We start from the raw sequence: 18,397 nt of genomic DNA, 5'->3' as shown, positions 1-18,397 counted from the left end.
GGTGCCCTGTGAATCCTCCCACACACGCCGGGGCAGATCCCGAACCCGCGCGCTGCCCGACGCGGCCAGACGCGCTGCCGCCTCAGACCTGGACGGTCGTCACCGGCAACGTCGAGTCCGCCGCGATCCCGAGGTCGCTCGGTCCGTGGCCCTCGGCGACGAGCCGGGCACCGACCGCCGCGATCATCGCCCCGTTGTCGGTGCAGAGGTCGAACGGCGGGATCCGGAGCGCGACCCCGGCCGCCGCGCAGCGTTCCTCGGCCACGGCACGCAGCCGGGCGTTCGCCACCACGCCACCGCCGAGCAGCAGCCGGTCGACCCCGGTGTCCGCGCAGGCGTTCAGGGCCTTCGTCAGGAGCACGTCGACCACGGCCTCCCGGAAGCTCGCGGCGACGTCGGCCACGGGGACCTCGCGCCCCTCGTCGCGGCAGCGCTCGACCCACCGCGCCACGGCGGTCTTCAGCCCGGAGAACGAGAAGTCGTAGCGGTGCGCGGCCATGTCCTTCGGCAGGGTGAGCCCGCGGGGGAACCGGATCGCGGTCGGGTCGCCGTCCGCCGCCGCCCGGTCGATCTGCGGACCGCCCGGGTACGGCAGCCCGAGCAACCGTGCGACCTTGTCGAACGCCTCGCCCGCCGCGTCGTCGATGGTCTCGCCGAGGAGCTCGACGTCGCCCACCAGGTCGCGCACGAGCAGCAGGGACGTGTGGCCACCCGACACGAGGAGCGCCACCGTCGGCAGCTCGATCTCGGAGCCGTCGGACCGCAGGACGTCGGCACCGACGTGCCCGACCAGGTGGTTCACCCCGTACAGCGGCTTGCCCGTCGCCACGGCGAGCGCCTTCGCGGCACCGACTCCGACCATGAGCGCACCGGCGAGGCCCGGGCCGGCGGTGACCGCGACGGCGTCGAGTTCGTCGAGGGTGACACCGGCCTGCTCGAGCGCGGCGGACAGCGTCGGGGTCATCGCCTCGAGGTGCGCCCGCGCGGCGACCTCGGGCACGACCCCGCCGTAGCGCGCGTGCTCGTCCATGCTCGACGCGATGACGTTCGCGAGCAGGGTGGTCCCCCGCACGATGCCGACGCCCGTCTCGTCGCAGCTCGTCTCGATGCCGAGCACGAGGGGTTCAGCTGCGGTCATCGAGGGTCTCCTGTCCGATCGGTCCCGGGCCGCTGGGTGCCGGGCCGCTGGGTGCCGGGCCGCTGGGTGCCGGGGTCAGCGATGCCCGCATCACCCACGCGTCGACCCCGTCCGGCTGGTAGTACCGCGGGCGCACGGCGATCCGCTCGAACCCGAACGCGGTGTACATCGCCTGGGCGACGGGGTTGTCCGCACGGACCTCGAGGAAGACCTCCTGCACGCCGCGCCGTCGGGCCTCGTCGAGGAGCTCGGTGAAGAGCACCCGGCCGATGCCCTTCCCGCGCTGCTCGGCCGCGACCGCGATGGTCTGGACGTCGGCGACGGGGTTGCCCGCGAGCGAGGAGAGCCCCGCGTAGCCGACGATCGTCGGCGCACCGCCCTCGGTGGTCTCGACCACGACGTAGTACCCGTGTGGCGAGTACAGCTCGCCGGACATCTGCGACGCCGACCAGGCATCCGTCGGGAACGACGTGTGCTCCAACCACATCACGTCGTCGAGGTCCTGCGGGTGGGCGCGCCGCAGGCGCAGCCCGTCGGGCAGGGTCACTGCTTCACCCGCTTCGGCGCACCCGGCACGGTCACGTCGGGGTCGCGGAGGTAGAGGGGCGTGTCCTGGGCGAAGGGCGTGCCGGAGGCGAGCCGGTCCGCGGCGAGCGCGCCGAGCCTCCAGGCCGGGATGGACGCGACGGTCACGCGGTCCCAGCCCACGGCGTCCGGCCTGGAGGCACGGATTGCCTCGTCGAGGTCGTCCGGCTTCGCGAGTCCCGGACCCGCGACGCGCGTGCCGGTCTGGTCGTACACGCTCCAGTAGACCTCGCGCCGGCGGGCGTCCGTCAGGACGACGAACGCGCCGTCCCGGCCGGATGCACGCTGGTCGGCGGCGACGGCGTCGTGGCTGACGAGGGGGAGGAACGGGACGCCGCGTGCCGCGGCGAAGGTGCGGGCGGCGGCGATGCCGACGCGGAGGCCGGTGAAGGGGCCCGGACCCATGCCGGCGACGACGCCGGAGACGTCCGCTCCGGTGATGCCGGCCTCGTCGAGGACCTCGGCGAGGAACGGGCCGATCACCTCGGCGTGACGGCGGCTGTCCTCGGTGCTCCGCGTCGCGCGCGCCTGGCCGGTGGTCGGGTCGACGACGGCCACGGAGGTCCCGGCGGAGGTGTCGATGGCGAGCAGCACCCGTCCATCGTAGGCGTGTCGTCGCCCTCCTCGCCCCGGGCGGGAGCGCCCCCCACGACCGCTCCCGCCCGAGGGCTCATCCCGCCGATCCGGTCACGGTGAAGCGGCGCTCCGGCGACGAGCCGGAGCCCGTGCCGACGGTGGATCCGTCCGCGCTGACGAACGCGGCGCTGGCGGCGAGGCGGAACGTCAGCGTCTGCGGCGGCACGATCGACGTGGTGGTGCTCCAGCGCCCGTCCGCACCGACGACGATCTGCGGCTGCCCCGGCTGACCGAGTTCCTCGGGCACGGTGCAGGCCGGCGGCGCGAGCGTGCAGTACTCCGTCAGGTACACGTGCGATCCGGGCGTCCCGGTGCCGGAGATCGTGATCGCGCCGCCGGGACTGGTCGTGCCGTCGGTCGGTGTCACGATGAGCGGCACGGCGGCCACCGGCAGCGGGCTCGGCGACGGTGCGACCGCGGGCGGGGTCGAGCGGGGAGCCGTCGGTTCCTCGGTGGGGACGATCGGCGACCCCACCGGACCGGACGACGCCGGCGCCGGGGCGCTGCTCGGGGCATCGGGACCAGCGGCGCTCGAGCCGAACAACTCGGGGTGCGCGGCGGCGAGCGCGTACCCGCCACCACCCAGTGCGAGCAGCCCGGCCACCACGATCGCGACGACGATGCGGAGCCGACGGAGGGAGCCCCCGGTGCGGGATGCTGTGACCTCGTCGCGGAGGACCGCGCGGATCGCGGCGTCTCGCTGCGGGTCGAACCGGACGTCGTTCATCGTGCTTCCTCCTTCGACGTGAGGCCGGCGAGTGGATCGGTGCTGCCGGAGGGTCCGCTGAGCTGTTCGGCGAGCCGGCGCTTCGCCCGGGAGAGTCGGGACTTCACGGTGCCGACGGGTACGCCGAGCGCGGCAGCGGCGGCCTCCATCGGCAGCTCGCCGACGACGCAGAGGACCAGGACGTCGCGGTCCGGCGTACGGAGCGAGGCGAGCGCCCGACGCACCGCCGACCGTTCTGGGCCGGAGTCGACGTCGTCGAAGGCTTCCTCGGCCTCGGCGCGGACCGGGGCGAGCGACGCGATGCGGTCCATCGCCGCACGGTGACGACGGGCCGCCCGTGCCACGTTCCGGACGACGTTGTTCGTGGTCACCAGCAGCCAGGGCAGCACCGACCCGTCGACGACCCGGACGTCCGCGCGGCGGCGCCAGGCTTCGAGGAACACCAGCGCGGTGACGTCCTCCGCTTCGATCCGGGAGCGCAACAGGCGTGCGGCCTGTCCGAACACCCGGTCGCGGTGTCGTTCGTACACCTGCTCGTACGCGCGCGGGTCACCGTTCCGCGCTGCGTGCCACAGTCCTTCGTCGTCCACCGTCTGCTTCCCCGTTCCGGTCCCTTTCCCAGTTGGTGTCCGGTCGGGGCAGATCGGTTCCATCGGGGTGCTCGCGAGTGTCAGAGGCGCGGATCCACCGGCTCCGACTCCATCGCCAGCACACCGAACACCGGCTGGTGCACGCGCCACAGCGGCTCGCCCGCCACGAAGCGCTCGAGCGACTCCAGGCCGAGGGCGTACTCGCGCAGCGCCATCGACCGCTTGTGTCCGAGGTCGCGGTCCCGCAGCCGCGCCAGGTTCCCGGGCTCGGTGTACTCCGGCCCGTAGATGATCCGCAGGTACTCCCGCCCGCGGACCTTCACGCCCGGCTGCACGAGCCCCTTCGGCCCGCGGGTCAGGTTCCCCTCGGGCTTCACGACCGCGCCTTCGCCGCCGGCGCCCGTGAGCTCCTGCCACCAGTCCGTCCCTGCTGCCCGGCTCGCCTCGTCGTCGACGTCGACGAGCACCGACCGCGTTGCCCGGACGACGTCGGGCGCGGTCGCCGCGAGCCGGTCGGCCACGTCCAGGTGCCACCCTTGCGGACGGTCGGCGAACGTGCGACCCTCCGCAGCGAGCACCTGGAACGGGGCGAACCGCACGTCGTCGATGCCCGTGGCCGGGGTCGCGTAGCGCCGGTACGAGGCGACGTACGCCTCGGCGTCGTCCGACCGCCGCCGGGTCCGGTCGAGCAACGCGGACACGTCGACGCCGGCGTCGCGGGCGGACTCCAGCGCCGCGATCGCGCTCGGGAACGCCCCGGCCGCGGCAGCGCCGACCTCGGCGTACCAGTCACGGATCATGCCCTCGGCCTTCACCGCCCACGGCAGCACCTCGCCGTCGAGCAGGACCCAGTCGCTGCCGAGCTCGGCCCACAGTCCGGCGCGCTCGAACGCGTCGGACAGCCGTCCGGTGAACGTGGCGGAGGTCGCCTCGTCGAAGAACGAGCGCCCGGTGCGGGTGTACGCGATGCCGTGCCAGCCGGCCGGCGCGTCGAACCGTGCCGGGTCCCTGGCGAGGAGCACCGAGGCCCGGGAGCCCATGTGCTTCTCCTCCATCCGGACCTGTGGCACGCCCTGACCGCGGTAGTACGCGAACGCCTCGGCAGGGTGCTCCAGGTGATCGGGGAGCGCGCTCGTCGCCACCGGGCTCATCGTCGGCGGGAGGTACGGCAGCCAGCGCGGGTCGATCGCGAAGCGGCTCATCACCTCGAGCGCGCCCGCCGCGTTCTCGGCGCGGATCCCGATCCGGCCGTGGTGCCGGGTCTCCACGATCTGCTTGCCGGTCACGTCCTCGATGGGGAGGACGCCGGGGACGCGACGTGGTGACGGACCGGCACCGCGCCTCCCGTCCGTCTGCTGGACCGGACTGGAGGCGCGACCCGCCTGCGCCACGTCGCCGTCCGTCGACGACGTGGCCGGGCCGCGCAGCGGCTCGAGCGGCTTGGCCGGCTCGTAGTGCACGCGCTCGGCGACCACCTGCACGACCTCGCGTTCCGGGTACCGGAGTGCGGAGAGCTTCCCGCCGAACACGCACCCGGTGTCGAGGCACATCGTGCCGTTGATCCACTCGGTGTCGACGGTCGGCGTGTGCCCGTAGAGGACCATCGCCGACCCCCGGTAGGAGTCCGCCCACGGCAACCGGACCGGCAGGCCGTACTCGTCGCTCTCGCCGGTGGTGTCGCCGTACAGCGCGAACGACCGCACCCGTCCGGACGCCCGGCCCTGGTACTGCTCCGTCATGCCGGCGTGCGCGACGACGAGGGCACCGTCGTCGAGCACCAGGTGCCCGACGAGCGAGCGGCAGAACTCCCGGACCTCGGTGCGGAACTCCTCGGGCTCGGCGGCCAGTTGGGCGAGGGTCTCGGCGAGACCGTGCGACGTCTGCACCTTGCGGCCGTCCAGGGCGCGGACGAGCTTGTCCTCGTGGTTGCCCGGGACGGCGAGCGCGTGCCCGTTCCGCACCATGCCCATCACGAGCCGGAGGACGCCGGGGGTGTCCGGTCCGCGGTCGACCAGGTCGCCGAGGAACAGCGCCCGACGGCCGTCGGGGTGCACGGCGTCGACCGGACGAGCGAGTTCGTCGCGGACCAGGGACCAGCCGAGCCGGCCGAGCAGCGACTCGAGCTCGGACCGGCAGCCGTGCACGTCGCCGACGACGTCGAACGGGCCGTGCTCACCCTTTCGGTCGTTGAGGAGGGGCTGCCGGACGATCGTCGCCGCGCCGATCTCGTCCTCGCCACGGAGGACGTGCACACGACGGAAGCCCTCCTTGCCGAGGCCCTTCAGCCCGCGTCGGAGCTGGCCCTGCTGCCGACGGACCACCGCGGCCCCGAAGTCCCGTCCGGGCCGGGCGGCGTTGCGCGCGACGCACACCGACTCCGGGACGTCGAGCACGATCGCGACCGGCAGGACGTCGTGGTCCCGGGCCAGCCGGACGAAGTCCCGACGTGCCTCGGGCTGGACGTTGGTCGCGTCCACCACGGTGAGGAGTCCCTTCCGGAGCCGGAGTGCTGCGACGTGCTTCAGCGCGTCGAACGCCGCCGCGGTCGCCGACTGGTCGTCCTCGTCGTTCGAGACGAGCCCGCGGAACACGTCGCTCGACAGCGTCTCGTAGGGACCGAAGTGCTGCGCGGCGAACGTCGACTTGCCGGAGCCGCTCGTGCCGACGAGGAGCACGAGGGACATCTCCGGGATGGTCAGGTCGGTGCTGCTGGTGCGGTCGTTCATGCGGCGTCCTCCGAGCCGCGCAGGCGGCGGAACAGTGCGAGCTGGGTGGGCGGACCGACCTCGGGGTCGTCGTCGCCGACGAGGCGGAACTCGGTCGTGTACCCGTGCCGGTCGCCGACCGCGGTGGCCCAGGCCCGGAACTCGTCGCGGGTCCACTCGAACCGGTGGTCCGAGTGCCGGAACCGCCCGGCGGCGAGCCGTTCGAACCGGACGTTGTGCTCCGCGTTCGGGGTCGTCACCACCACCGCCGCCGGGCGAGCCGCGGCGAAGACCGACGTCTCGAGGGCCGGCAGCCGCTCGGGGTCCACGTGCTCGACGACCTCCATGAGCACGATCGCGTCCAGCCCGGCGATGCGGTCGTCGGAGTAGGTCACCGAGGACTGCAGCAGCCGGACCCGTGCCCGCTGCTCGTCGCTCGCCTCGTCGAGGTGCAGGCGGCGCTCGGCCCGCTCGAGCTCACGCGGTGCGACGTCGGTGCCGATGACCGTCGTGAACGTGCGGTCGGCCACCAGGTGCCGGAGGAGCGCGCCCTCGCCGCAGCCGACGTCCGCCACGGTGCTGGCACCCGTGTCGGCGAGCGCGGTGAGGACGGCGGCGGCGCGGCGACGGTGGAGCGGGGTCTCGGCGGCTGCCTCCGTCCTGTCCGAGGTCGCAGCTGCGCCGTCCGCGGTCGCAGCGCTCGTCTCGTCGAGCCCGAGCAGGCGGCTCGTCGCGTCCTCGACCAGGGAGCGCTGGTGCGCCAGCGACCGCGTGGTGATGAGGTCCCGGAGCGGGTGCTCGGCCAGCCACCCCTCGCCCCGGCGGAGGAGCTTGCCGACCTCGTCGTCCCCGACCCAGTAGTGCTTCGCGTCGTCGAGCACCGGCAACAGCACCGTGAGCTGCCGGAGCGCATCGGCCAGTCGGACACTCCCCCGGAGGCGCAGCCCCACGGTCCGGGCGTCGCCCCACTCCGGGCGGGTGTCGTCGAGCGGGCGGCGGGTCTCCTCGACCGCCCATCCGAGCGGAGCGAACAGTCGGGTGGCCAGGCCGACACCGTGCGCATCCGGTTCGCTCGGCACGCTCGTCAGGGCGACGTCGAGGTCCATCGGTGCGGCGGCACGCTCCGCCCGCGACTCGCTCTTGCCGGCCATCGCGCTCCGGAACACCTGCCCGATCGCGAGCGCGAGCATCGACGTCGACACGTACGGCCGGTCGTTCACGTAGCGGGACAGCGCCTGCGCGTCCGCGCCGTACCGCTTGCTCCGGGCGAGGGCGACGGCGTCGATCTCCAGCAGGAGCGCGGCGGTGCAGACCTCGGCGGTGTCCGCGGGGTAGAAGACGTGCGCGGTCCCGACGCTGAGGTCGAAGGACTGCGCCCGGCCGGGGTGCTTGTGCAGCAGGTGGGAGAGGTCAGGGGCGGCCTCGCCCCGGGTCGAGAGCGTCACGAGCACGTGGACCTCCGTCGGTCGTCCTCCGGCGCTGTCCACCGGCCGGCGGTCGACCGGAGGACGATCCTATGCCGTGTCAGCGGGACGTCAGTGCCGAGTGAGGGGCTCGCGGGACGATCGAGGCATCCGAACAGGAGGACGTCCCATGACACAGAAGACCGCACTCGTCACCGGCGCCGGACGGGAGCTCGGGCTCGGCTTCGCGACCGCGAGGCTGCTCGCGGAGCAGGACCACCACGTCGTCGTCACGGCGCGCGACCGCGCACAGGCCGAGGCCCGCGCCGCCGAGATCCGGGCGGACGGAGGCTCGGCGTCCGCCGCACTCCTCGACCTCACGGACACGGCGTCGTTCTCCGACCTCGCCGCCACGGTCGCAGCCGAGCACGGACGGCTCGACGTGCTCGTGAACAACGCGAGCACCATGCCCGACATGGACGTCCGTTCACTGCTCGACGCGGACGTCGACGCCGTCCGGCTCGGGCTGGAGATCGACGTCGTCGCCCCGCTGGCGCTCGTGCAGGCGTTCCGACCGCTCCTCGTGGCCTCGCCGGCCGGCCGCGTCGTCAACGTGTCCAGTGCGGTGTGGTGCCTCGTCGAAGCCGCCGGACCGACCGTCTTCCCGCCGGCGCACGCGTTCGCGAAGCACACCCTGAACGTGCTCTCCAGGACCCTCGCCGGCGCCTTCACGGGCACGGACGTCCTCGTCAACGCGGTCGACCCGGCGCAGGTCGCCTCGCATCCGGAGTTCGGGGTCGACCCCGAGGACGTCCCGGCGATCGAGAGCGCGAAGTGGGTGGCGTGGGCAGCGACCCTCCCCGCCGATGGGCCGACCGGGCTGCTCTTCCGCGAGGGCGAAGCGGTGGGCCGGGACTGGCGGATGTGACCGTCAGAGGACCGCGTCGGACCACCGCGGTCCGGTGGCGGTGACGATCACCCGACGGGGCTCGTCGGGGACGTCGTCCGGGTCGGCGTCGTCCTCCGGAGCATCCGGGTCGGCACCGGTCGCGCGGACGATCTCGACGTCGAGCACGCTGTCGGAGATGCCGTCGACGAAGCCGCGGCCCCACTCCACCACGACGATCGAGGCGTCCCAGTCGAGGTCGAGGTCGTCGAGCTCCACGGGGTCGGACAGTCGGTACGCGTCGACGTGCACGAGGTCGGGGCCGGACGTGGTCGGGTGGGTGCGAGCGAGCACGAACGTCGGGCTGGACACCTGTCCCCGAGCGCCCAGCGCGGCGCCAAGGCCCCGGGTGAGCGTGGTCTTGCCGGCGCCGAGCGGACCGGTCAGCACGACGAGGTCCCCGGCACGCAGGACCGCGGCGAGCCGGGCACCGAGAGCGCCCATCTCGTCGGTCTTCGCGACGGCGGTGTCGAGCAGGAGGCGGGCGTCGGTCACCGCTCGCCCCGGAGGTACTCCGCGACGTGCCCCTCGACGCTGTGGCCCTGGTACTCCCGCGGGACACGGGCGCCGATGCGGCAGACGATCTCCTCGCCGATGGTGCCGAGCGCCTCGCCCCACTCCAGGACGGTCATCTCGTCGTGCTCCCCCGTGCCGAACAGTACGACGGCGTCACCGGTCCGGACGTCGTCGTCGCCGACGTCCACCAGGAACTGGTCCATCGCCACACGACCCGCGATCGGGTACCGCTTGCCGGCGATGGCGACCTCGATCCGGCCCTGGGCGAGCCGCGGCACCCCGTCGGCGTACCCGACCGGCACGAGCGCCAGGGTCGTCTCGGTGGTCGTCCGGTACGTGTAGTCGTACGAGACGCCGGTGTCGACGGGCACCCGCTTGGTCTTCGCGACGGAGGCGGTGAGGGTCATGACGGGCTCGAGGCCCAGGTCGGCGGCGGAGACCCCGTCGGCACCGGGGATGCCGAACAGGTTCGCGCCCATGCGGACCATGTCCTTGCGGAACTCCTTGCGCTCGAGCCCGGCGAGCGACGCCGCGACGTGCTCCGTCGGGATGTCGAGCCCGAGGTCGTCGGCCTGCTCGACGGCGGCGTCGAAGAGCGCCACGGCGTCGGTGTCGTCCTGGTCCGACGACTCCGCCAGGTGCGTGTAGGCGGCGACGACCTCGATGCGGCCAGCGCGCTGTGCGTCCAGCGCGAGCGACACGAGCGCCGGCCAGGTCTCCGGGGTCGCCCCGTCGCGGTGCAGCCCGGAGTCGAACCCGAGGTGCACGCGCGCGGGTCGCTGGTCGACGGCGTCGATGACGCGCTGCAGCTCCGGCACGTTCGAGACCCCGAGGTCGACCGCCGAGTCGATCGCGTCGCGGAAGTCTAGGGCGGGGTCGTGCTGCCACGTGAAGAGGTGCACGTCCTCGCTGACACCGATCGACCGCAGCCGCAGGGCCGCGGGGACCGTCAGCACACCGATCCACCGGATGCCGGCGTCGACCGCGGCGAGCGCGATCGGTTCGAGGCCGTGCCCGTACGCGTCGGCCTTCATGATCGCCATGAGCTCGACGGGGTCCATCCACTCGCGGACCAGGTCGAGGTTGGCGCGGTAGGCGTCGAGGTCGATCTCGGCCCGGCGCAGCGGCGCGTTCACGTCGTCCTCCGTTCCACGCTGCGGCCGACCCGGGCGACCACCTCGTAGTTGATCGTGCCGACGGCCGCCGCCCAGTCCTCGACCGCGGGGTCGCCGTTCGCCGGGTCGCCCCAGAGCACGGCCTCGTCGCCGACCTGCACGTCGGCGTCACCGATGTCGACGTGCATCGCGTTCATGGCCACACGCCCGACGACCGGGAACGTCCGGTCACCGATGCGGACCGAGACGCGGTTGCCGAAGTCGCGGTCGAAGCCGTCCGCGTAGCCGAGGCCGATGACCGCGAGCCGCGTGTCCGTCTCGGCACGCCAGGTGTAGCCGTAGCTGACGCCCTCGCCGGCCCGGACCGGCACCGTCCGGAGCACCGCTGCCGTCACCCGCATCGCCGGGCGGAGACCGAGGTCGGCCGAGGTGCGGTCGGCGAAGGGGCTGAGGCCGTACAGCGCGAGACCGACCCGGGCGACGTCACGGCGGGTCTCCGGGACGGCGAGACCCGCGGCGCTGGCGGCGAGGTGCACCATGTCGGGCACGATGCCGTTCGCGGCGAGGCCGTCGAGCGCCCGCTGGAGTGCGGCGTCCTGGTCGAGGTCGTCCGCGCGGGAGGCGTTCGCCAGGTGCGACATGAGTCCCTCGACACGGGTGCGGTTCCCGCTGCGGGCCAGACGCCCGGCGGTCGCGAAGAGCTCCGCCCACTCGGACTCGACCGCGCCGTTGCGGCTCAGGCCCGTGTCGACGCAGATGTGCACCGCCGGGACCTCCGAGTCGGCAGCCGCGGCGAGCTGCGACACGCTCGACACCGCCGGGGTGATGCCGTACCGGGCCGCGCGACGGAAGTCCTCGTCGGGGGCGTGCAGCCACGCGAGGATCCGGACGCCCTCGTCGATGCCCGCCTGGCGCAGCGCGACCGCCTCGTCGATGTCCGCGACGCCGAGCCACTCCGCGCCGGCGTCCACGAAGGCCTGCGCTGCCTCTGCTGCGCCGTGCCCGTACCCGTTGGCCTTGACGACCGCGATGACGCCGGACGGGGCCACCTGTTCGGCGACCCGACCGTAGTTGGCGATCAGTGCCGCCCGGTCGACCGTGATGCCGGTGAACGCACTCACGACGCGACCCCCTTGGCGATCAGCGACAGAACCGTCGCCGGCCGGTCGACCGTGATGCCGGTGAACGCACTCACGACGCGACCCCCTTGGCGATCAGCGACAGAACCGTCGCCGGTCGGTCGACCGTGATGCCGGTGAACGCACTCACGTCTGTTCCCCTGTTCCTTCCAGGACCACGAACGCCGTCGCGATCCCTCCGTCGTGCGAGAGCGAGAGGTGCACCGACCCGACACCCCGCGATTCCGCCACACGCTGCGCCCCCTGGCGCAGCGTGAGCGACGGGTTCCGCTGGTCGTCGGAGACGACCTCGAGGTCCTGCCAGCTCAGCCCCGCACTCGACCCGAAGGCCTTGATCAGCGCTTCCTTCGCCGCGAACCGGGCGGCGAGGGACGCGATCGGTCGGGGCTCCCCGTCGCGGAGGAGCTCCGACGGGGTGAACAACCGCGCGCGCATCGCCGGCGTCCGGTCGAGCACCCGCTCGAACCGCTCCAGGTCGACCACGTCGACCCCGATGCCGATGATCATCGTGCGACTACTCGACGGTGACCGACTTCGCGAGGTTGCGCGGCTGGTCCACGTCGAGGCCCTTGGCCGCGGCGAGTTCCATGCCGAACATGTGCAGCGGCGCGACCGCGAGCAGCGGCTCGAACAGCGGCGTCGCGAGCGGGATGCGCAGGACCTCGTCGGCGAAGGGCAGCACGGCGGCGTCGCCCTCTTCGGCGATCGCGATCACCCGGGCACCGCGGGCGCGGATCTCCTGGATGTTCGAGACGACCTTCGGGTGCAGCGACCGCGGGTCACGCGGGGACGGCACGATCACGAAGACGATCTGCCCGGGCTCGATGAGCGCGATCGGACCGTGCTTGAGCTCACCGGCGGCGAAGCCCTCGGCGTGGATGTACGCGAGCTCCTTGAGCTTCAGCGCGCCCTCGAGCGCGATCGGGTACCCGACGTGCCGACCGAGGAACAGGACGCTGCGGGTGTCGGCCATCCAGCGAGCGAGGTCCTTGATGCCGGACGCGTCGTCGATGGTCTGCTGCAGCTTCGGCGCGAGCCCCTCGAGCTCGGCGACCTGCTCCGCGATCTGCTCGGCCGTCAGCGTGCCCCGGAGGGTGGCCAGGTGCAGCCCGAGCAGGTACAACGCGACACCCTGGGCGATGAAGGCCTTCGTCGACGCGACGGCGACCTCGGGCCCGGCGTGCGTGTAGATCACCGCGTCGGACTCGCGCGGGATCGTCGCGCCCTGGGTGTTGCAGATCGAGAGGACCTGGGCGCCCTGCTCACGCGCGTACTTGACGGCCATGAGCGTGTCCATGGTCTCGCCGGACTGGCTGATCGAGACGACGAGCGTGCGGTCGTTCAGCACGGGGTCGCGGTAGCGGAACTCGTGGGCGAGCTCGACCTCGACCGGGATGCGGGCCCACTGCTCGATGGCGTACTTGCCGAGGATGCCGGCGTACGCGGCGGTGCCGCAGGCGATCACGATGACGCGGTCGACCGTCGCCAGGCGCTCGGCGATCGGGTCGAGGTCGGTCAGCGTCACGGCGCCGTCGTGCACGCGACCGAGGATCGTCTTCGCGACGGCCTCGGGCTCCTCGCTGATCTCCTTCGCCATGAAGGAGCTCCAGCCGCCCTTGTCGGCGGCGGAGGCGTCCCAGTTCACCTCGAACTCGGACGGCGTCGCAGGGGTGCCGTCGAAGTGGATGACGTCGACACGGTCGGGGCGGATCGTGGCGATCTCGTCCTGCCCGATGGCGAGGGCACGCTGCGTGAACGCGACGAACGCGGCGACGTCCGAGCCCATGAAGTTCTCGCCGTCGCCGAGGCCGACCACCAGCGGGGAGTTGCGACGGGCGCCGACGACGACGCCGGGCTGGTCGGCGTGCACGACGAGGAGCGTGAACGCACCCTCGAGCCGCTGCACGGCCTGCTGCATGGCGCCGGTCAGGTCACCGGTCTCGCGGAAGGACCGCGCGACGAGGTGCGCGGCGACCTCGGAGTCGGTCTCGCTGAGGAACTCGACGCCCTCGGCCTGCAGCTCGGCGCGGAGCTCGGAGAAGTTCTCGATGATGCCGTTGTGGATGAGGGCGAGCTTGCCGCCGTCCGCCAGGTGCGGGTGCGCGTTGCCGTCGGTCGGCCCGCCGTGGGTCGCCCAGCGGGTGTGTCCGATGCCCGTGCCGCCGTCGGCGATCGGGTGCGACTCGAGCTCGTCGACGAGGGCCTGGAGCTTGCCGGCCTTCTTCGCCGAGGCCAGCTCGTGCGAGCCGTCGACGACGGCGATGCCCGCCGAGTCGTAGCCGCGGTACTCGAGCCGACGGAGACCACCGAGGAGCACGTCCTGGCTGCTGTTGCTGCCGACGTAGCCGACGATTCCACACATGGCACCGATCCTACGGTCTGCCTGGACACCGACCCTGCGAAGCAGCAGGGCTGGGGATAACGTTTGGGACATGGGACGGTTCGATGACATCGCGATCACGACACTGCACGGCGAGGACACCACCTTCGGGGCCTACGCGGACAAGGCGGTGCTCGTGGTGAACGTCGCCTCGCGGTGCGGCCTCGCCCCGCAGTACGAGCAGCTCGAGGCGCTCCAGAAGGAGTACGGCCCGCGCGGCTTCACCGTGCTCGGGTTCCCGAGCAACCAGTTCCTGCAGGAGCTCGGCAGCTCCGAGGCCATCGACGAGTACTGCTCCACCACGTGGGGCGTCACCTTCCCGATGTCCGAGAAGGTCAAGGTGAACGGCAAGAGCGCCCACCCGCTCTACCAGGCCCTCAAGGAGACCCCGGACGCCGAGGGCAAGGCCGGCCGCGTCACGTGGAACTTCGAGAAGTTCCTGGTCGCGCCGGACGGCACGGTCACGCGCTTCCGGCCGACCACGAAGCCGGACGCACCGCAGGTGATCGCCGCGATCGAGGCGGCCCTGCCCGCCTGACGCGCCGCGTCCTGCGGACGCACCCCGAGCACTGGACGGGAGGCCCGGATCACGTGGGCCGGTCGGCTCACGTGATCTGCGCCTCCCGTCTGTACGCTCGTTCCCATGCCGATCCCGGAGACCACCGTCGCGCACCCGACCCCCTTCGTGGAGATCCCGCGGCACGAGTGGTCGCAGCTCGCTCCGAAGGAGCACCTGTCCCTCACCGAGACCGAGGTCGTGCAGCTGCGCGGGCTCGGCGACCGGTTGGACATGCAGGAGGTGCAGGAGGTCTACCTCCCGCTGTCGCGCCTGCTGACGCTGTACGCCGCCGGGGCCCGGAACCTGCACGCGTCGACCTCGGCGTTCCTCGGTGACCGAGCCGGACGCACGCCGTTCGTGATCGGAGTCGCCGGGTCCGTCGCCGTCGGGAAGTCGACCGTCGCGCGACTGCTCCGCGAGCTCACGAAGCGCTGGCCGGACACCCCGCGCGTGGAACTCGTCACCACCGACGGGTTCCTGTACCCGAACGCCGAGCTCGAGCGCCGCGGGATCATGGACCGGAAGGGCTTCCCGGAGTCCTACGACCGCCGGTCCCTGCTGCGGTTCGTGAGCCAGGTGAAGAGCGGCGCGACCGAGGTCCGGGCGCCGTACTACTCGCACCTGGTCTACGACATCGTGCCGGACGCCGAGATCGTCGTGCGACAGCCGGACATCCTCATCGTCGAGGGCCTCAACGTGCTCGCGCCACCGGTGCACGGGCGACTCGCGCTGTCCGACCTGTTCGACTTCACGATCTACGTCGACGCCAAGACCAAGGACATCGAGGCCTGGTACGTCGACCGGTTCCTGGCCCTGCAGGAAGAGGCGTTCTCGAGCCCGGACTCGTTCTTCCACCGGTTCGCGAGCCTGTCGCGTTCGGACGCGATCGACACGGCGACCCAGGTGTGGCGCGCGATCAACGAACCGAACCTGCTCGAGAACGTGCTGCCGACGCGCTCCCGGGCGACCCTCGTGTTGAAGAAGGCGGCGGACCACAAGGTGTCGTCGGTGCTGCTCCGCAAGATCTGAACGGGGCGGGCCGCCGAGGCATTGCGCCCCGGAATGAACATCGCGCCCCGTTGCAACGGGGCGCAATGTTCGTAGCGGGGCGCGTAGCGCGCGTCGGTGCGGCGGACGCCGACGCCCTACGCGGCGTCGAGCGCCAGACGCTCCTGCACCACGGCGGCGAGCTCGTCGGCGATGCGCTGGGCGTCCTCCTGCGAGGCGGCCTCGACCATCACACGGACGACGGGCTCGGTCCCGGACGGACGCAGCAGCACCCGGCCGGTGTCACCGAGCGCAGCGGAGGCGGCGGCGACCGCGTCCTGCACGCCCTGGTCGGCCAGCCCGTGCCGATCGACGCCGCGCACGTTGAGGAGCACCTGCGGGAACACCGTCATGCACGAGGCGAGCTCCTGCAGCGACTTGCCCGTGCGCGCCATCTCGGCGACGAGGTGCAGCCCCGTGAGGATGCCGTCGCCCGTGGTCGCGTACTCGTTGAAGATCACGTGGCCGGACTGCTCACCGCCGAGGGAGAACCCGCCCTCGTTCATCTTCTCGAGGACGTAGCGGTCACCCACCGCGGTCTGCTCCACCGCGATGCCGGCGTCCGCCATCGCCCGGATCAGTCCGAGGTTCGACATCACCGTCGCGACGAGTGTGTCCGACACGAGGTGTCCGCGCTCCTTGAGCGACAGCGCCAGGATCGCCATGATCTGGTCGCCGTCGATCGCGTTGCCGGCGGCGTCGACCGCGAGGCAGCGGTCCGCGTCGCCGTCGTGCGCGATGCCGACGTCCGCACCGTGCGACAGCACCGCACGGGCCAGGTTGTCGATGTGGGTGGACCCGACACCGTCGTTGATGTTCATGCCGTCCGGGTCGGCCCCGATCAGCGTGACCTTCGCCCCGGCGTTCACGAACACCTCGGGCGAGACCCCGGCGGCAGCACCGTTCGCGCAGTCGAGCACGACGTGCAGACCGTCGAGCCGGTGCGGCAGCGTACCGAGCAGGTGGACGACGTAACGGTCCTCGGCGTCGGCGAAGCGGGTGATGCGACCGACCTCGGCGCCCGTGGGGGTCGGTGCGGAGTGGTCGTGCATGGCCGCTTCGATGCGGTCCTCGACCTCGTCGGGGAGCTTGCGGCCGCCCGCTGCGAAGAACTTGATCCCGTTGTCCGGCGCGGGGTTGTGCGACGCGGAGATCATCACGCCGAAGTCGGCGTCGATGTCCGCGACGAGGAACGCCGCTGCGGGAGTGGGGATGACCCCGGCGTCGAGCACGTCGACGCCGGCGGAGGCGAGCCCGGCCGCGACAGCGGCACCGAGGAACTCACCGGAGACGCGCGGGTCGCGCGCCAGGACCGCGCGGGGGCGCGGTCGACCGGACGCCCGACGGGCGTCCGCATGGTGTCCGTGTGTGAGGACGGCCGCGCTCGCCTGGGCAAGACCCAGTGCGAGCGCGGCCGTCAGCTCGCCGTTGGCGAGACCACGAACCCCGTCGGTACCGAACAGACGCGGCATTGCGATCTTCAGCCGGTGACGACTAGCGCTTCGAGAACTGCGAAGCCTTGCGGGCCTTCTTGAGACCGGCCTTCTTGCGCTCGATGACGCGCGCGTCGCGGGTGAGGAACCCGGCCTTCTTGAGGGTCGCGCGGTTGTTCTCGCGGTCGATCTCGTTCAGCGTGCGGGCGATGGCGAGGCGGAGTGCGCCGGCCTGACCCGAGGGGCCGCCACCGGTGATGCGGGCGACGACGTCGTACGAGCCGAGGAGCTCGAGGACCTTGAACGGGTCGTTGATGAGCTGCTGGTGCAGCTTGTTCGGGAAGTAGTCCTCGAGCGTGCGGCCGTTCACCGTGAACGAGCCGGAGCCCGGCACGAGACGGACGCGCGCGATGGCCTCCTTGCGGCGCCCGACGGCACCGCCGGAGACGTTGAGGATCTGACGGGGAGCAGCCTCGGCAGCGGCGGGTGCGCTCTCCGTGGTGAAGCTCTCCGGGGTCTGGTCGAGGGAGTCAGCGATCTGAGCCATGAGTTTTACCTAGTCCTTGGAAGTCGTCGTGGCCGGAACTACTGTGCGACCTGGTCGAAGGTGTACGCCTTGGGCTGCTGCGCCGAGTGCGGGTGCTCCGCGCCGGCGTAGACCTTCAGCTTCTTGAGCTGCTCACGACCGAGGGTGTTCTTCGGGAGCATGCCGCGGATCGCCTTCTCGACGGCGCGGGTCGGGTGCTTCTCGAGCATCTCCGGGTAGGAGGTCGCCGTGAGGCCGCCCGGGTAACCCGAGTGGCGGTAGTAGACCTTCTTCGCGAGCTTCGAACCGGTCAGGGCGACCTTGTCCGCGTTCACGATGATGACGTAGTCACCCATGTCCATGTGCTGGGCGAAGGTGGCCTTGTGCTTGCCGCGCAGAAGCGCCGCGGCGTGGGTGGCGAGGCGGCCGAGGACGACGTCGGTCGCGTCGATGACGATCCAGTCGTGCTGGACGTCTGCCGGCTTCGGGGAGAACGTACGAGTCACAGTGGTGCTGCTTTCGTGTCGAGGTGAGGAGTCCGTGAATCCCGCTCCGGTGGGTGTTCACGTGGGAGAACCCGTGTGAACGGCCCGGTGGAGGGCTCATCTGACTGTCCGGCGCACAGAGCGCGCAGACCAAGGTGAGAGCCTACCCGACGCAGGTCCGGTTGTCGAACGGGGCCGCGTGGGGGCTGTTCCGCGCGTAGGAGGCCGTTCCGCTCGTGGGAGGCTGTTCCGCGCATGGGAGGCAGGACGTTCCTGCCTCCCATGCGCGATTCTGCTTTCCAGGTCACGCGCGATGGGTCGGAACGCACGCAGTGACGGACTGGAGGCGGGGGGGGCGCGGGGCCCCCCCCCCCCCCCCGGCGGGGGGGGGGGGGCCCGGCCCCGCTTTGGGAGCAGGGAAATTGGGTGAAGCACCACCAAACCCACCAAAAACTGTCACAAGCAGA

Annotated in this window: 18 protein-coding genes; 3 read left to right on the top strand and 15 right to left on the bottom strand. The window is 72.2% G+C overall.

Going from position 1 to position 18,397, the window contains the following annotated elements; translation table 11 throughout:
• Window positions 1-82: 82 nt before the first annotated feature.
• The 7 genes from tsaD to ABIC61_RS03670 all read right to left on the bottom strand — a co-directional run bounded on the left by tsaD (window position 83) and on the right by ABIC61_RS03670 (window position 7,832).
• A complete protein-coding gene (tsaD, locus tag ABIC61_RS03700; protein WP_354028859.1) occupies window positions 83-1,138 on the bottom strand; it encodes a tRNA (adenosine(37)-N6)-threonylcarbamoyltransferase complex transferase subunit TsaD in 1,056 nt (351 codons plus the stop codon).
• Window positions 1,125-1,685 (bottom strand): ribosomal protein S18-alanine N-acetyltransferase, encoded by a 561-nt coding sequence (rimI, locus tag ABIC61_RS03695; RefSeq protein ID WP_354028858.1) that lies wholly within the window; start codon window positions 1,683-1,685, stop codon window positions 1,125-1,127. The genes tsaD and rimI overlap by 14 nt, the downstream gene beginning before the upstream one ends.
• Complete coding sequence (gene tsaB, locus ABIC61_RS03690) at window positions 1,682-2,317, bottom strand: tRNA (adenosine(37)-N6)-threonylcarbamoyltransferase complex dimerization subunit type 1 TsaB (RefSeq protein ID WP_354028857.1); 636 nt, start codon at window positions 2,315-2,317, stop codon at window positions 1,682-1,684. The genes rimI and tsaB overlap by 4 nt, the downstream gene beginning before the upstream one ends.
• A 76-nt stretch (window positions 2,318-2,393) precedes the next feature.
• A complete protein-coding gene (locus ABIC61_RS03685; RefSeq protein ID WP_354028856.1) occupies window positions 2,394-3,086 on the bottom strand; it encodes a hypothetical protein in 693 nt (230 codons plus the stop codon).
• Window positions 3,083-3,676: an RNA polymerase sigma factor gene (locus ABIC61_RS03680; protein WP_260852631.1), complete on the bottom strand. Its 594-nt coding sequence runs from the start codon at window positions 3,674-3,676 to the stop codon at window positions 3,083-3,085. Before ABIC61_RS03680 ends, ABIC61_RS03685 begins: the two co-directional genes overlap by 4 nt.
• Before the next feature lie 80 nt (window positions 3,677-3,756).
• A complete protein-coding gene (locus tag ABIC61_RS03675) occupies window positions 3,757-6,402 on the bottom strand; it encodes a polynucleotide kinase-phosphatase (protein ID WP_354028855.1) in 2,646 nt (881 codons plus the stop codon).
• Window positions 6,399-7,832 (bottom strand): 3' terminal RNA ribose 2'-O-methyltransferase Hen1, encoded by a 1,434-nt coding sequence (locus ABIC61_RS03670; protein ID WP_354028854.1) that lies wholly within the window; start codon window positions 7,830-7,832, stop codon window positions 6,399-6,401. The genes ABIC61_RS03675 and ABIC61_RS03670 overlap by 4 nt, the downstream gene beginning before the upstream one ends.
• A 142-nt stretch (window positions 7,833-7,974) precedes the next feature.
• On the opposite strand from ABIC61_RS03670, the gene ABIC61_RS03665 reads away from it, so the two are divergent.
• On the top strand, window positions 7,975-8,712 hold the full coding sequence (locus tag ABIC61_RS03665) for an SDR family NAD(P)-dependent oxidoreductase (protein WP_354028853.1): 738 nt from the start codon (window positions 7,975-7,977) through the stop codon (window positions 8,710-8,712).
• Window positions 8,713-8,715: 3 nt separating this feature from the next.
• Here ABIC61_RS03665 and tsaE read toward each other — a convergent pair whose 3' ends face one another.
• The 5 genes from tsaE to glmS form a co-directional block, all read right to left on the bottom strand.
• A complete protein-coding gene (tsaE, locus tag ABIC61_RS03660; protein WP_354028852.1) occupies window positions 8,716-9,225 on the bottom strand; it encodes a tRNA (adenosine(37)-N6)-threonylcarbamoyltransferase complex ATPase subunit type 1 TsaE in 510 nt (169 codons plus the stop codon).
• Window positions 9,222-10,382 carry an alanine racemase gene (gene alr, locus ABIC61_RS03655; RefSeq protein ID WP_354028851.1) on the bottom strand — a complete coding sequence of 387 codons (1,161 nt, stop codon included), beginning with the start codon at window positions 10,380-10,382 and terminating at the stop codon, window positions 9,222-9,224. The genes tsaE and alr (ABIC61_RS03655) overlap by 4 nt, the downstream gene beginning before the upstream one ends.
• On the bottom strand, window positions 10,379-11,482 hold the full coding sequence (gene alr, locus ABIC61_RS03650; RefSeq protein WP_354028850.1) for an alanine racemase: 1,104 nt from the start codon (window positions 11,480-11,482) through the stop codon (window positions 10,379-10,381). Before alr (ABIC61_RS03650) ends, alr (ABIC61_RS03655) begins: the two co-directional genes overlap by 4 nt.
• Before the next feature lie 144 nt (window positions 11,483-11,626).
• Window positions 11,627-12,007, bottom strand: coding sequence for a holo-ACP synthase (locus ABIC61_RS03645; RefSeq protein WP_354028849.1), 381 nt, complete (start codon window positions 12,005-12,007; stop codon window positions 11,627-11,629).
• A 7-nt stretch (window positions 12,008-12,014) separates the two neighbouring features.
• A complete protein-coding gene (gene glmS / locus ABIC61_RS03640; RefSeq protein WP_354028848.1) occupies window positions 12,015-13,862 on the bottom strand; it encodes a glutamine--fructose-6-phosphate transaminase (isomerizing) in 1,848 nt (615 codons plus the stop codon).
• A gap of 70 nt (window positions 13,863-13,932) precedes the next feature.
• Between glmS and ABIC61_RS03635 the strand changes: the two genes are divergently transcribed.
• Together ABIC61_RS03635 and coaA are read left to right on the top strand one after the other, a co-directional pair.
• A complete protein-coding gene (locus ABIC61_RS03635; protein WP_354028847.1) occupies window positions 13,933-14,418 on the top strand; it encodes a glutathione peroxidase in 486 nt (161 codons plus the stop codon).
• A gap of 105 nt (window positions 14,419-14,523) precedes the next feature.
• Window positions 14,524-15,468 (top strand): type I pantothenate kinase, encoded by a 945-nt coding sequence (gene coaA, locus ABIC61_RS03630; protein WP_354028846.1) that lies wholly within the window; start codon window positions 14,524-14,526, stop codon window positions 15,466-15,468.
• Between the two features lie 116 nt (window positions 15,469-15,584).
• On the opposite strand, the gene glmM is transcribed toward coaA, so the two are convergent.
• Genes glmM through rplM form a run of 3 tightly spaced genes read right to left on the bottom strand, consistent with a single transcriptional unit; the run spans window position 15,585 to window position 17,951 of the window.
• Window positions 15,585-16,958: a phosphoglucosamine mutase gene (gene glmM, locus ABIC61_RS03625; protein ID WP_144753280.1), complete on the bottom strand. Its 1,374-nt coding sequence runs from the start codon at window positions 16,956-16,958 to the stop codon at window positions 15,585-15,587.
• Window positions 16,959-16,980: 22 nt separating this feature from the next.
• Window positions 16,981-17,466, bottom strand: coding sequence for a 30S ribosomal protein S9 (rpsI, locus tag ABIC61_RS03620; RefSeq protein ID WP_144753283.1), 486 nt, complete (start codon window positions 17,464-17,466; stop codon window positions 16,981-16,983).
• A gap of 38 nt (window positions 17,467-17,504) precedes the next feature.
• Complete coding sequence (rplM, locus tag ABIC61_RS03615; protein WP_022906970.1) at window positions 17,505-17,951, bottom strand: 50S ribosomal protein L13; 447 nt, start codon at window positions 17,949-17,951, stop codon at window positions 17,505-17,507.
• Between the last annotated feature and the right edge of the window lie 446 nt (window positions 17,952-18,397).

The sequence above is a fragment of the Curtobacterium sp. 1544 genome, from assembly GCF_040544915.1.
GTDB classification, from domain to species: Bacteria; Actinomycetota; Actinomycetes; order Actinomycetales; family Microbacteriaceae; genus Curtobacterium; species Curtobacterium pusillum_C.
This window is presented reverse-complemented; position numbering and strand designations above follow the sequence as displayed.